The following is a 12798-nucleotide window of genomic DNA, read 5'->3' on the forward strand; positions in this document are numbered from 1 at the left end:
GCCCCGAGGTCGTCCCGAGATGATGTCTTCGCGTCTGCCGCCATGCCTCCGTCCGCTGTGTCTCGTGCTGGGCCTGTCGCTCCCCGCGGCGGCCCAGACGTCCGCCGCGACGCCGGAGCTCCCCCCTGTCGCGCCCACGGCCCCTCCGGAGGTGACGCCGCCGAGCGAGCCTCCCCCGCCCATCCCCCGCGCCATCCCCGACGTGCGGGTCTACCTCTCGAGCCTCAACGTCTTCCGCTACAACCCGCTGGGGCTGGAGTCGCAGAACCGGCTGGTGGCGCAGAAGCGGCTGTTCGACAGCCCGTCGGTGTTGCTGCGCGACACCTTCGTCAACGCCGCGCTGAGCCTGAAGCTCAGCCCCGCCTCGTACAAGATCGGCCCCACGGTGGACATCCAGCCGCTCGCGGTGCTCAACGTGCGCGCCGGCTACGAGTACATGCAGTTCTTCGGCACCATGGGCTTCCTCCAGTCGTTCCCGGATGCCTTCCGGGACTTCTCCGACGACATCCGCCAGGACGGGGAGGACGGGGCCTACAGCACCACGGGCCACCACTTCTTCATCGAGCCCACGCTCCAGGCGAAGGTGCGGTCCATCGCGCTGCGCACCAAGTTCGCCATCGAGTACTGGAACGTGGACCTGCGCGACGGCGGGACGACCTTCTACGAGGCCACGCCGGACACGCTCGTGCCGGGCAAGGGCTGGCTCTTCGCCAACGACACGGACCTCATCTGGCTGGGCACGCAGTGGACCGTGGGCCTGCGCTACAGCGCCGTCTGGCCCCGCTACGACGAGGCCCAGGGCGTCCCGGAGGGCACGTCCGCGAACAACAGCCACATGCGCGTGGGGCCGCTGGTGGCCTACGCCTTCAACACGGACGAGGGCACGCGCTTCAACCGCCCCACCGTGCTCGCCAACGTGGCCTGGTACCTGAAGCACCCCAACCGCGAGGAGGCGCTGCCGTACCTGCTCGTCGGCTTCGCGTTCAACTCGGACATCGTGAGCAGCCGCTAGGTCCGGAGGGGGGCGCGGTCCTGGACCCGTCGGAGCCAGAGAGCCCGTCCGCGCGGGAAGCGCTCGCGGGCCATCCGACGCCACCCCGGAGCGGGGGGCGTCCTCGCACGTCGTCCTCGTGGGACGGCGTCAGTCGTGGTCGTGCCCGTGGCCTTCCGGCCCGTGCGCGTGACCGTGCTCCAGCTCCTCGGCGGTGGCGGCGCGCACGTCGCGCACGGTGATGTCGAAGTGGAGCGTCTTGCCCGCGAGCGGATGGTTGAAGTCCACCATCACCGTCTTCTCGCGGATCTCCTTGACGGTGACCTCCATCTCGTTGCCCTCGTCGTCGCTGGCGAACAGCTCGCCGCCGACCTCGAGCGTCAGGTCCTCCGGGAAGGAGTCGCGGGGGACCTCCTCGATGCCGTCCGGATCGTACTCGCCGTAGCCCTCGTCCGGCGTGATGACGACCTTCAGGGAGTCGCCCTTCGTCTTCCCCTCCAGGGCCTTCTCCAGGCCCGGGACGATCTCTTCGTGGCCCTGCAGGTAGACGAGGGGCTCGTCGCCCTCGCTCTCGTCCACCACCTTGCCATCGCCCAGGTGCAGCTTGAAGTCGATGGAGACGACACTGTCCTTCGTGATTTTCATGGCGCCCTCATAGCGCAGGCGGCTGGCCGGCGCCCTCAACATCTGCATCACCGCTCGAAACCCGACGCAACGCTTCAGGGGTCGGGACGCGCGGCCCTTGCGCGCAGGTCCAGGGAGGGGGTGCGCGCGCCGCGCTCGATGCGCCCCTCCAGCCGGACGATGCGGCGCCGGTGGTCCTCCGGCAACTCGGCCGCCGCGGACTTCCTCGCGTGCTCCAGCGCCTGGCGGAGGTCCTTGAGGGCGTGCTCGTACAGCTTCGCGAGCTCCAGGTGCAGCGTGGCGGCCTGGAAGCCCCGCGCCGTCTCCAGCGCCTGGAGCAGGTGGTTCGCCGCGGCCATGGGTTCGCCGGCCATGCGCGCCAGGCGGGAGGCCAGGGCCAGCGCCTCGATGCCCACGTTGCCGGGCCCCCGGGCCGCGGCGCGCGCGAAGGCCCGGGCCCGCGCGTGGTCCCCCGCGCGCAGGGCCACGCCCGCGAAGCCCAGGAGGTCCCGGGGGTCCTCGCTCGCGAACGCCGAGCCCCCGTCCGCCCCCGCCCGGAAGCGGCGCCCCAGCTCTCCGAGCAGCGCCGCGAGCAGCAGCAGGTCGTTGGCGTTGTGCTCCAGCACCGGCGTCAGCGAGGCGCCATCCCCTCCGCGCAGGTAGCGGAAGTACAGCTCCGGGATGAGCGCCCCATCCACGTCGTCCACCCGGCGATAGCCGAGCACCTGCTCCTCCATGTGCACCAGCCGCGTCCCCGCGCCCCGGTGCTTGAAGACGCGGCGGGCGCAGTGCAGCAGGTCCAGGTGGGGCAGCTCCCGGGGCGTCGTGACGCGGTTGAGGACGAAGCGGGTGCGCAGGAGCGGCCAGTCGAAGCTCTTGCCGTTGAACGTCACCAGACAGGACGCGTGGGCCATGCGCGCGGCGAGCCACCGGAGCATGGGGGCCTCCTCCCCCAGCTTGCGCAGGAAGAGCTGGCGCACCCGCAGCGAGCGCCCCTCGAACCAGGCGACGCCCACCAGGAAGGGCACCGTGCCCGTGCCTCCCGCGAGCCCCGTGGTCTCCGTGTCGAGGAAGAGCATCCGCTGGAAGTCCACCGCCGCCAGGTCCTCGTGCAGCGCGAGGCTGGCGATGAGCGACGCCTCCACGTCCAGCGCCCCCGCCACGGGGGCCGAGCCGTGGTGGTGGTCGGGGGGGAGCAGCTGCTCGCAGACGTGGAGCGTCCCGTGCGGCGTCTCCTCCGGGACCACGGGGAGCGGCTTCGGCGGCGGGCGCGGGGCCTCGGCGCGGCGGGCCTGCGTCTGCGTTTGACGCTGGGACCAGTCCGCCAGCATGCGCCGCAGGGACTCGATGCGCGGGTCCTGGGGACGGGGTGGCTCCGGCGCCGCCTCGACGACGGCGGGCTCCGGGGGGGAAGGCGCGGAGGGCCCCGCCTCGTCACGAGGAGCCTCGGGCGCGACGACGGAGCGAGCGGGGGCCTTGCTCCCCGGCCCCACGCCCGACAACCGCGCCAGCTTGCGCTTGAGGTCCACGCGCGTCGCGCCTCCCGCTCTACTGCACGCCGGCGATGCCTAGCGCGGAGAGGACCTCCAACGCCAGCCGCTTGCGTGGATGCGGGTCCACGGGCGCCGCCCCGGGCATGACGCCAGCGGCGGGCCCGATGCACGCCGGACAACCCTCCTCGCACGCGCAGGACTCGAGCAGGCGCCGCGCGCGGACCAGGAGCTCGTCGCGCTGGTCGTGGAGGCGGGCCGCCAGCCCCACCCCGCCGGGGACGTTGTCGTAGAGGAAGATCGTCGGGTCGAAGCCCACGCTCCCGTCCTTGCGCGGAGGCCCCTCGGCGTCGTCGCGGCTGCCGAGCGTCTTGCCCACGTCCCGCGGGTCGATCATCAACCCCACGCACGCCACGGTGCGCAGCGCCGAGGCCAGCCCACGCAGCGAGTCGATGACGGCCGGGCGCGGCGCGTTCAGGGAGCGCACCACGGCCTCCGGCACCGTCAGCCACAGCGCCGTGGTGTGCATCTGCATCTCCGGCAGGGCCACGTCGCCGTACCCGACGTTCTCGTGCGTGTGGTACTTGATCTTCTTGTAGCCCACGACCTTCTCGATGACGGAGACCTCGCCCATGCCCGCCTGGAGCGAGGGCCCCATGGGCGCGGACTGGTCCTCCTGGATGACGTTGACGCGCACGTACGTCATCGCGTCCGTGAAGTAGTCCGGCGCCACCTTGCGGACGAAGGCCTTGTGGTTCTCGTAGTCGAACTGCTCGACCTGGTACTGCTCGGCCTCGTGTTGGTAGATGGCCTGCTCGTGCAGCATCGTGTGCGCGGAGCGGAAGTCCATCTCCGCCAGCGTGCGGTCCGTGCCCCGCTCGATGATGACCACGTTGTCCCAGCCCACGCTGCGCAGGGAGACGTGGTTGGCGGGGTACGCGTCCGAGGACCAGTGGAACACCCGCCGCCCGCCCTCGCCCGCCGTGGGATGGACGACCTCGTGCTGCGCGAGGAACCCGAGCGCCTCCGTCGTGGACTCCGGCGGCACGTCACCGAAGGGCTCCCCCTCCTCGAACGGCAGCTCGAACGAGGCGCACTTGAGGTGCTGGACGAGGATCTCGACGTTGTCCGGGTCGATGCGCGCGTGCTCCACGGGCGCGCCGATGAGGAAGCGCGGGTCCCCCGCGAGGTACTGGTCCAGGGGCGCGCTCGACGTCACCAGCATCGCCAGGCTGCCCGCGCCACGTCGACCGGCGCGGCCGAAGCGCTGCCACAGCGCGGCGACGGAGCCGGGGTAGCCCGCGCACACCACCGCGTCCAGCGAGCCGATGTCGATGCCCAGCTCCAGCGCGTTGGTGGCCACCACGCAGCGGACCTCGCCCGCGCGCAGGGCCGCCTCCGTGGCGCGGCGCGTGCCGGGCAGGTAGCCGCCGCGGTAGCCCTGGATGAGCGACGGGTCCAGCTTCTCCTCGACGAAGCGGTCGCGCAGGTACTTGAGCATCACCTCGATGTTGTTGCGCGACTGGCCGAACAACAGCGTGGACACGCCCGCGCGCACCAGGTCCGCCGTCAGCCGCACGGCGGTCTTCAGGTAGCTGGCGCGGATGCCCAGCTCCGCGTTGACCACGGGCGGGTTGAACACCATGACCCGGCGCTCACCGGAGGGCGCGCCGCTCTCCGACACGAGCTCCACGTCCCGCCCGAGCATCCGCCGGGCGTGCGCCTGGGGATTGCCGATGGTGGCCGACGCCGCGATGAACACCGGGTCCGAGCCATGGAAGCGCGCGACGCGCTGGAGGCGGCGCAGCACGTTGGCCAGGTGCGAGCCGAAGACACCCCGGTACGTGTGCAGCTCGTCGATGACGACATACCGGAGGTTGGAGAACAGGCGCGCCCAGTTCGCGTGGTGCGGGAGGATGCCGGTGTGCAGCATGTCCGGGTTGGTGAGCAGCACGCCCCCGCGCTCCCGGGCCGCGCGGCGCGCGTCCGCCGGGGTGTCCCCGTCGAAGGTGATGGCGCCGTGGGACAGGCCCGCCTCGCGCATCAGCACGCGCAGCGACTCCTCCTGATCTCTCGACAGGGCCTTGGTGGGGAAGAGGTAGAGGGCTCGCGCCTGGGGCTCCCGGGCGAAGCGGTCCAGGAGCGGGAGGTTGTAGCAGAGGCTCTTACCCGAGGCCGTGGGGGTGGCGATGACCAGGCTCCGCCCCGCCCGGGCGAGCTGGAAGGCCTGGGCCTGGTGGGAGAAGAGCTGGTCGATGCCCCGCTGGGCGAGCGCCGCCCTCACCTGCGGGGCGACCTCGTCGGGGATGGGGGCGAAGGCGCCCACGCGCGCGGGCGCCGCCTCGTCGAGCGCGAAGCACGGCCACAACTGCCGGTCCTTGCGCCACCCCTGGAGGACGGCCTCCAGGCCTTGGGGGGTGTTCCAGGGGTTGCGGCGCGGGCCCCCGAAGGGGGCCTCATCCTTCTCGGACTTCATGGGGCGGGCACTGTACAGACGTATACCGGACCGGACAACGCGAACGGTGGCGACGCACCCGGGACGCGACTCGGCTAGGGTGCCGCGCCCGTGGTCCTCGCCCTCGCCATCTTCGTCTTCACCTACATCTTCATCGCCGGCGCCCGGCTCCCCTTCCTCAAGCTGGACAGGCCCGGCGGCGCGCTGCTCGGCGCCGTGCTGATGGTCGTCTGCGGGGTCGTCACGCCCGCGGAGGTCTTCAACCACAGCGAGGATCCGGCCCGCCACGCCATCGACGCGGACACCATCGTCCTGCTGCTGGGGATGATGCTGCTGGCGGCCTACCTGTCGCAGGCGGCCTTCTTCCGCACCGCGGGGGCCTGGGCCGTGCGCCGCGCGCGGACGCCCCAGGTGCTGCTGGTGGCCGTGACGTTCATCTCCGGGGCGCTGTCCGCGTTCCTCGTCAACGACACCGTGTGCCTGATGCTCACGCCGCTGGTGCTCGCCACGGTGGAGGAGGCGAAGCTGCCGCCGGTGCCGTACCTGCTGGCGGTGTGCATGGGCAGCAACAGCGGCTCCGTGGCCACGTTCACCGGCAACCCGCAGAACATGCTCATCCAGGGGGCGTCCGGGCTGCCCTACTCGACCTTCGCCGCGTACATGGCGCTGCCCGCCATCCTCTCCACCGCCATCGTCGCGGGCGCCCTGCTCTTCCTCTTCCGCTACGACCTCCCCGTCTTCCGGTTCGAGCCCCGCCCGCCGCCGCCGCCCGTGGACCGGGGGCTGCTCGCGCTGACGATGGTGGTGCTCGCGGGCGTGGTGGGGGCCTTCTTCCTGGGCCTGCCCATGAGCTGGAGCGCGCTCGCGGGCGCCGCCTGCGTCATGGCCCTGTCGCGCCGCGAGCCGCGCGAGGCCCTGGACCGCGTGGACTGGGTGCTGCTGCTGTTCTTCTCCAGCCTCTTCGTGGTCGTCTACGGCGTGAACAAGCACGGCTGGGCGGAGGAGATCCGCCTCCTGTTCGCGCCGATGATGCAGGGGCCGGCCTGGAAGGAGACGCTCGGCTTCGCGGGGCTGACGCTGGTGGCGTCCAACCTCTTCAGCAACGTGCCGTTCGTCATGCTCGCGCGCAGCTGGGTGCCCACGCTCCAGAACGTGGAGCTGGGCTGGCACGTGCTCGCGCTGGGGTCCACGCTGGCCGGCAACCTGACGCTGGTGGGCAGCGTGGCCAACCTCATCGTCTTCGAGGCCGCGCGCGGCAAGGTCAACATGACCTTCATGAACTACCTGCGCGTGGGACTGCCCGTCACGCTCATCAGCTTCGTGGCGGGCCTGGCGGTGCTCCTCGCGGAGCACGCGCTGTTCTGAGGTTGGAGGACGGCGACGGGCTCACTCCGGATCCGGGTCGGGAAGTTCGCCCGGCGCGAGGTCCGGCTCGGGCGGCTTCGCCGGCGCCTGCCAGGTGGGCGCGACGGTGTCCGGGGGCGCCGACGACACGGGCGTCTCCGGCAGCGGCGGGCCCCCCTTGCGGTCCTTCGGCGTGAGGTCCTTCACGAAGTCCACGGCCACCTGGTCCAACATGGCCGTCATCGCCTGGCGGAAGAGGTCCGGGTTCTTGCCGACCTTGAAGGGGTCCAGGTGCGAGGCCCCCTCCACCACCTGGTCCACCTCGAATGGACGGCGCCACACCTCGGAGCGGCCGTCCAGGGTGAACATCCGCCCGTAGCCGCGCAGGAAGGCGCCCGCGTGGCCCTTCTTGCTGCGCATGCCGAACTCCTGCACCACGAACTCGACGATGGTGTCCGCCCCCAGGGGCGTCACCATGTCGTAGTCCGGCGCGTTCGCGGGCACCTCCTCCACGAGGAAGCTCTCCAGCACGGACGCCACGCGTGCGGGGTCCACCGTGAACGTCCAGGGCGCCTCGTGCGGTAGCTGTGACAGCGTGTTCACGCGCAGCCGCTCGGACACCTCGAACCGCGTCACCGCCTGCTGGAGCTTCACGGTGAGGCGACGGTCCGCCTCCACGGGTTCGAGCTTCTTGAGCTTCCCGCCGTATGCGGAGTCTTCGCGGAAGACGAAGCTCTTGGGGCCTGCGCCATCCTCGATGCGGGAGATGAAGGCGGGGCGGCGCACGCGGTCCAGGTCCGCGCCGGCCAGCCGCTGGGAAGCGCAGCCCACCGTGGAGAGCGCCAGCGCGAGAAGGGGAAGGAGGCTTCGCGTCATGGAGGGAGATCTACCCCATTACGCCCCCTGCCGCCCCTTCCCCACCCGTCCTGGTCGGTCGCCTGCAGTCCAGCCGGGGCGCTGGCTGGTATGCTCGCGGGCGTGAATCCACCGTCTTCTCCCGTTCCTCCCGCCTCGGGCCGCAAGCGCCGGCTCGGGGAGATCCTCATGGACGCGGGCCTCCTGTCGGAGACCCAGCTCCGGTCCGCGCTCGCCGAGCAGCGCAAGTGGGGGGGCCGCCTGGGCCTCACGCTGGTGCAGATGGGCTTCGTGGACGAGAGCTCCATGGTCCACGCGCTGTCGCGGCAGTTGGCCATCCCCACGGTCGACCTGGAGAACCTGGCCCCCTCGGCCATCGCGATGCAGGCGCTGCGCGTGGACATCGCCGAGCGCTACACCGTGTTCCCCACGGCCGCCGAGCCCGCAAGCAAGCTGCTCACCGTCGCCACGTCGGACCCGACGAACGTCGAGTCCCTCCAGGAGCTGGCGTTCCACACCGGCCAGCGAATCCAGGTCGTCGTGGCCAGCGCCTCGTCCATCGAGCGCTCCATCCGCCGGCACTACCACGGGGAGATCACCTCCGCGACGGCCTCGCCCCTCGTCTTCGGCATCGAGGAGTCGACCTTCGAGCTGGCCCCGCCCGCCGAGCCGCTGGAGATGATCCCGGCCAACCGCGGGGGCGGCGCGCCGGCCTCCGGCCCCCAGCGGGAGAACGAGCTGACCCAGCGCGTGGCGGTGCTCACGCAGCAGGTGGCGGACCTGGAGCGCATGGTGGCGCAGCAGGCGCGCTCCCTGCGCGCGATGCTGGAGCTGCTGGAGACGCGCGGGCTGGTCACCCGCGACGACTACCTCGCGAAGGTGCGCTGACCTCCGCCCCGGGGGCGACGCCCGGGGCACGCCTCACACGAGGATGAGGTCCTCGTCTCCCTCGGACGACTCCATCGCGGAGGCCGCGAGCGCGCCGAGCACCTGCTCCGTGCGACGCAGCCGCTCGTCGCTCAGCTCGGACACGAGCACGAGGATCTGCGGATGGCTGGAGATGAGCGCGTCGAAGTCCTCCCGGGGCAGGCGCAGCAGCGTGGTGTGCCGGGTGGATGTCACCGTCGCGGTGGCGGGCACCTTCTGGAGCAGGGAGATCTCCCCGAACAGGTCGCCCTCCTTCAGCCGCGTCAGCAGGTGGCCGTCCTTGCGGACCTCCACCTCCCCCGACAGGAGCACGTACAGGCCGTCCGTGCGATCACCGTCGCGGATGATGACCGCGTCGCGCTCGACGTCGCGCGCGCGGAAGCGCTCGACCAGCGTGCGGCGGTCCTTCCGGTTGAACAGCCGGAACAGCGCCGACGTGTTCATGACGTTGGTCAGCATGCGCTGACGCACGAACTTCTTGAGGGCCTTCGCCACCTGCGGGTGGTTGCGCGAGAGGCCCGCGAGCACCGGCGCGGAGATCTCCAACAACTGCGCGTCGTCGGACGCGGCCTCCACGGAGGCGGTGCGAGGGGCGCCGGACAGCAGCGCCATCTCCCCGAAGAACGCCCCACCCTCGAGCGTCGCCAGCTCCTGGCGCTTCCCGTCCTCCATCCGGAAGACGCGGACGCTGCCCTCGCAGATGACGTAGAAGGCGTCGCCGTGGCTGCCCTGCTCGATGATGCGATCGCCCACGCCGAAGCGGCGCAGCGGGCAGCGCTCGAACAGCTCGATGAAGGCCTCGCGCGGCAGGTCCGAGAACAGGGGAATGGCGGGCAGCGCGTCGAGCGAGGGGGACTCCGAGGAGACCTCTTCGGTGAGGCTGAAGACCTCCTCTTCCTCGGCCACGCCCAGGTCCACCTGGCGCTGGTGCAGACCGGCCTGGGCCGCCAGCTCCACCGCGTGGAGCAGCGAGTCGGCCTCCAACTCCAGCTCGGTGAAGGACGAGGGCCCGGACACGGCGCGGAGCGAGGCCCCCAGCTCTCGTGACACCTCGCGGAACGGCATGGCCGTGGCACCGGCGGGGGGCTGACCGTCCGAACGACGTGGACGAAGGCCCGGCGGCGCGAACGCGGGCGGCGCGGAAGGCGGGTCGATGACCGTGGGCACCCGAGGCGTCTCCACCACCGCCGAGTCGGCGATGTTCGAGGAGAGCGCCTGCCAACGTCCGCCGCCGGGTGAACGCGACGCGGCGGCCGTGTCCCTCGCCCCCGCGGCCGTTCCCCCGGAGGCCGACACGGGCTGTTCCCGGGACGCGGCACGCGGAGCGAGCCCTGGAGGGAGCGTGCTCCCCTCCCGGCGCGACCCCACCACCGGAGCGGGCGCGGAGGCCACGGGCGCGGCGCTCAGAACGGGCGCATCCGCCTCCAGCGTCAGGTCGATCTCCACCGGGGACGGTGGGGCGTCAGCCGTGCCGGAGCCCGGCTGGAGCGCCACGCTGACGGAGTGGACGACCTCCTCTTCGCCCGCGGGCTCGGAGCCGGGTGTCGTCTCCAAGGCGCCGGGCGCGACGACGGGCTGCGATGAGGCCTTCGTCGCAGGCGGCGGCTCGGGCGGCGGCGCCGAGGAGAGCGCGCCACGGGAGGCGGTACTGGACCTCGCGCCCGCGGGGGTGCCCCGCCGCGCGTAGAGGTCCGCGAGCATCTGCTGGACGCCGCTGTGCGACGGATCGAGCTCGAGGATGAGCTTGCTCGCGGCGATGGCGCGCGGGAGGAAGCCCTCCTTCGCGAAGCCCTCGGCGGCGGAGTGGTAGGCGGAGATGGCCCGCTCTCGCTCGCCCGCCTTCGCCCAGGCATCCCCCGTCCGCAGTCGCGACTGGTGGTCCCTGGGCTCCAGGCGGCAGAAGTCCTCGTAGAGCTCGGCGGCCCGCGAGAAGCGCCCCTTGGTGAAGGCCTCCGCGGCCTTGTCCTTGAGCTGACGTGCTTCCATTACCGGGCCCCCTCGGAGGCCGTTCCCTCCTTCGCCAGCGCCGCGCCCGCCGCCTCGCGGACGCTGCGGAAGTAGTCGCTCTTGAGCGCGTCCAGCGACTCCGCATGGTTGCCGACGCCCATCTTCCGCAGCGCCGTCGCCGCCGCGGCGCGCACCTCCGGCAGGTCGTGGAACAAGTCCCTCGCCACCGCGTCCGCGGACTGCGCGTCGCCCAACTCACCCAGCGCCAGCAGCACGTCCCGCCGCGCGACGCTGTTCGTCTCGTCCAGCGCCTTGACCAGCGTGGGGATGGCGTCCTTCGCGCGCAGCCGCCCCAGCAGCCCGGCCGCGAGCGCCGCCTCCGCCCCACCCTCGCGCACCACGACCTGGAGCGCCTCGGAGGCGCCCGCCGGCACGCCGGAGCCCTTCGACAAGGCATCGAGGACGATGATCTTCTCGCTCCCCATCTTCGGGAGCATCTCCATCAACGCGGCCTGCCCCGCTTCGCCCGACACCGCCAGCGCCAGGGCCACCGTCTTCTGCATGTCGCGCTCGGGCTCGACCAGGCTCGCCTTCGCGATGGCGACGCCCCCGGGCCCGACATGCGCCAGGCCGACCAGCGCCGCCGTGCGCAGCACGACGCTCGAGTCCTGCGAGTAGCCCTGCAGGAGCTCCAGCGCGCCAGGGGCCTTCAGGGTGCCGAGCGCGCGCAGGACGGTCGCCAACGGCGCCAGCCGCTCCGCGTCGACATCGTCGAACAGCTCCGTGGGCACGCGGGGCTTGACCACCGGACGCCCGGACTCCCGTGCGCGCGCGGCGTTGAGGGCCTTCACGCGCTCGAAGAGCGAGGTGTGGCGCGAGGAGCGCTCGTCCACGTTCGACCGGCCCAGGGACGCGGTCGCGGGGTCATAACCGGACGCATAGCTCTCCGGCAGCTTCTGGGTGACCCAGTCGGTGCGCAGGGACTCCAGCCCCTTCGACTCCTGCTCGTAGAGCTTCTGGAGCTGCGGGACGACGGAGGCATCGCCGATGGCGGCCACCGCCTCCACCGCGAGCATCCGCAGCGCGACGTCGTTCTGACCGAGCCAGGGCGTCACCTTGGCGAGCAGCGGCTGGGCCGCCGGCCCCAGACCGATGACGGCCTGAAGTCCCGTCGCCGCCGTGGCGGGCTTGGCGAGTCGCTCGCCGATGGCCTCGGCCGAACAGCCACCGCGCGAGCGCATCGCCTCCGCCGCGGCGAGCGCATCCACGGGGGCGCCGTCGAGGGCGACCGCGCACAGCGCCGAGTCCGTCTCCGGCGTGCGGGGGAAGGACAGGATGGCGTCGATGGCCAGCGGACTCACCGCGCTCTTCTCCACCGCGACGGCCTGGAGCCGCGGAGCGGCGGCGGGATCCTGCAGCTTCATCAAGGCGGTGAGCGCGGACTCGCGCAGCTCCGGGAAGCTCTCGTCCAGCAGCAACGCGATGGCGCCGACCGCGCGCTTGTCCCCGGCGTCTCCCAGGCCGCGCACGGCGGCGGCGGCGAGGATGACCTGACTGTCCCGCACGAGCGGGAGGAGCCGGTTCACCGCCTCGGCGCGCCCGCTCTTGCCGAGCTCCTCCGCCGCGCCCACCCGCTCGGGCAGCGCGCCCTCGGTGAGCGTCAGCAGGTTGCGGTCCCACTGCCCCTTGGCCTCGGCGGCGACGACCTCCGCCATGGCCCCCGGGACGTTGGCGCTCTTGAGCGCCTGGACGATGACCTGGCGCGTGGTGCGCCCGCGACGCCCGTACTGGAGCGTGAGGTACGCCTTCGCCTTGTCGTTCTTCACCTTGGACAGCGCCATGGCGGCGCGGCCCTGGACCTCTTCGTCCGAGTCCTCCAGCAGCTCGCCCAACAGGTCGACGATGCGAGGATCCTGGCTCGCACCGAGGGCCGCCGCGGCCTCCGCGCGAACGATCGCGGAGAGGTCCTTGGCCGCGCGGGTGAAGAGGACGAGGTCGTCCGCATTCCCCTGCTCGGCCAGCTTCTTCACCGCGAGGGCGCGGACCTCCGGTCGAGGACTCTGGAGGTCGGCAAGGAGTTGATCACGGCTGCCGTTGCATCCGACAACCAGGGCCAACATGAGTAGGAAAGGGCGCGTGCCGGTTCGCATCGGTCTCCGCCGAGG

At 72.1% G+C, this 12798-nt stretch carries 9 protein-coding genes; 3 read left to right on the plus strand and 6 right to left on the minus strand.

Going from position 1 to position 12798, the window contains the following annotated elements:
• The first annotated feature begins 19 nt into the window (after window positions 1-19).
• Window positions 20-1012 carry a hypothetical protein gene (locus tag LZ198_RS34150; RefSeq protein ID WP_253976353.1) on the plus strand — a complete coding sequence of 331 codons (993 nt, stop codon included), beginning with the start codon at window positions 20-22 and terminating at the stop codon, window positions 1010-1012.
• A gap of 129 nt (window positions 1013-1141) precedes the next feature.
• Here the strand turns inward: LZ198_RS34150 and LZ198_RS34155 are convergent, their stop codons facing one another.
• The 3 genes from LZ198_RS34155 to LZ198_RS34165 all read right to left on the minus strand — a co-directional run bounded on the left by LZ198_RS34155 (window position 1142) and on the right by LZ198_RS34165 (window position 5581).
• Window positions 1142-1636, minus strand: a complete 495-nt coding sequence (locus tag LZ198_RS34155) for an FKBP-type peptidyl-prolyl cis-trans isomerase (protein WP_253976323.1) — start codon at window positions 1634-1636, stop codon at window positions 1142-1144.
• 74 nt (window positions 1637-1710) lie between these two features.
• Window positions 1711-3144 (minus strand): ribonuclease H-like domain-containing protein, encoded by a 1434-nt coding sequence (locus LZ198_RS34160; protein ID WP_253976324.1) that lies wholly within the window; start codon window positions 3142-3144, stop codon window positions 1711-1713.
• Window positions 3145-3163: 19 nt separating this feature from the next.
• On the minus strand, window positions 3164-5581 hold the full coding sequence (locus tag LZ198_RS34165) for a DEAD/DEAH box helicase (RefSeq protein WP_253976325.1): 2418 nt from the start codon (window positions 5579-5581) through the stop codon (window positions 3164-3166).
• 90 nt (window positions 5582-5671) lie between these two features.
• Here LZ198_RS34165 and LZ198_RS34170 point away from each other — a divergent pair, with 90 nt between their 5' ends.
• Window positions 5672-6925 (plus strand): ArsB/NhaD family transporter, encoded by a 1254-nt coding sequence (locus tag LZ198_RS34170; protein ID WP_253976326.1) that lies wholly within the window; start codon window positions 5672-5674, stop codon window positions 6923-6925.
• 21 nt (window positions 6926-6946) lie between these two features.
• Here LZ198_RS34170 and LZ198_RS34175 read toward each other — a convergent pair whose 3' ends face one another.
• Window positions 6947-7780, minus strand: a complete 834-nt coding sequence (locus tag LZ198_RS34175; RefSeq protein WP_253976327.1) for a hypothetical protein — start codon at window positions 7778-7780, stop codon at window positions 6947-6949.
• 168 nt (window positions 7781-7948) lie between these two features.
• Between LZ198_RS34175 and LZ198_RS34180 the strand changes: the two genes are divergently transcribed.
• The gene (locus tag LZ198_RS34180; protein WP_253976328.1) at window positions 7949-8647 is read left to right on the plus strand and encodes a GspE/PulE/PilB domain-containing protein; all 699 of its coding nucleotides are present in this window, start codon (window positions 7949-7951) and stop codon (window positions 8645-8647) included.
• A 33-nt stretch (window positions 8648-8680) separates the two neighbouring features.
• On the opposite strand, the gene LZ198_RS34185 is transcribed toward LZ198_RS34180, so the two are convergent.
• Complete coding sequence (locus LZ198_RS34185) at window positions 8681-10672, minus strand: cyclic nucleotide-binding domain-containing protein (RefSeq protein ID WP_253976329.1); 1992 nt, start codon at window positions 10670-10672, stop codon at window positions 8681-8683.
• Window positions 10672-12783: a HEAT repeat domain-containing protein gene (locus tag LZ198_RS34190; protein ID WP_253976330.1), complete on the minus strand. Its 2112-nt coding sequence runs from the start codon at window positions 12781-12783 to the stop codon at window positions 10672-10674. Before LZ198_RS34190 ends, LZ198_RS34185 begins: the two co-directional genes overlap by 1 nt.
• Window positions 12784-12798 lie beyond the last annotated feature (15 nt).

Origin of the sequence: Myxococcus dinghuensis (assembly GCF_024198235.1) — a bacterium.
Classification (GTDB): Bacteria; Myxococcota; Myxococcia; order Myxococcales; family Myxococcaceae; genus Myxococcus; species Myxococcus dinghuensis.

Coding starts and splice junctions, on each gene's coding strand:
- LZ198_RS34150 (WP_253976353.1), top strand. CDS start 20: ATGATGTCTTCGCGTCTGCCGCCATGCCTCCGTCCGCTGTGTCTCGTG.
- LZ198_RS34155 (WP_253976323.1), bottom strand. CDS start 1,636: ATGAAAATCACGAAGGACAGTGTCGTCTCCATCGACTTCAAGCTGCAC.
- LZ198_RS34165 (WP_253976325.1), bottom strand. CDS start 5,581: ATGAAGTCCGAGAAGGATGAGGCCCCCTTCGGGGGCCCGCGCCGCAAC.
- LZ198_RS34175 (WP_253976327.1), bottom strand. CDS start 7,780: ATGACGCGAAGCCTCCTTCCCCTTCTCGCGCTGGCGCTCTCCACGGTG.
- LZ198_RS34180 (WP_253976328.1), top strand. CDS start 7,949: ATGGACGCGGGCCTCCTGTCGGAGACCCAGCTCCGGTCCGCGCTCGCC.
- LZ198_RS34185 (WP_253976329.1), bottom strand. CDS start 10,672: ATGGAAGCACGTCAGCTCAAGGACAAGGCCGCGGAGGCCTTCACCAAG.
- LZ198_RS34190 (WP_253976330.1), bottom strand. CDS start 12,783: ATGCGAACCGGCACGCGCCCTTTCCTACTCATGTTGGCCCTGGTTGTC.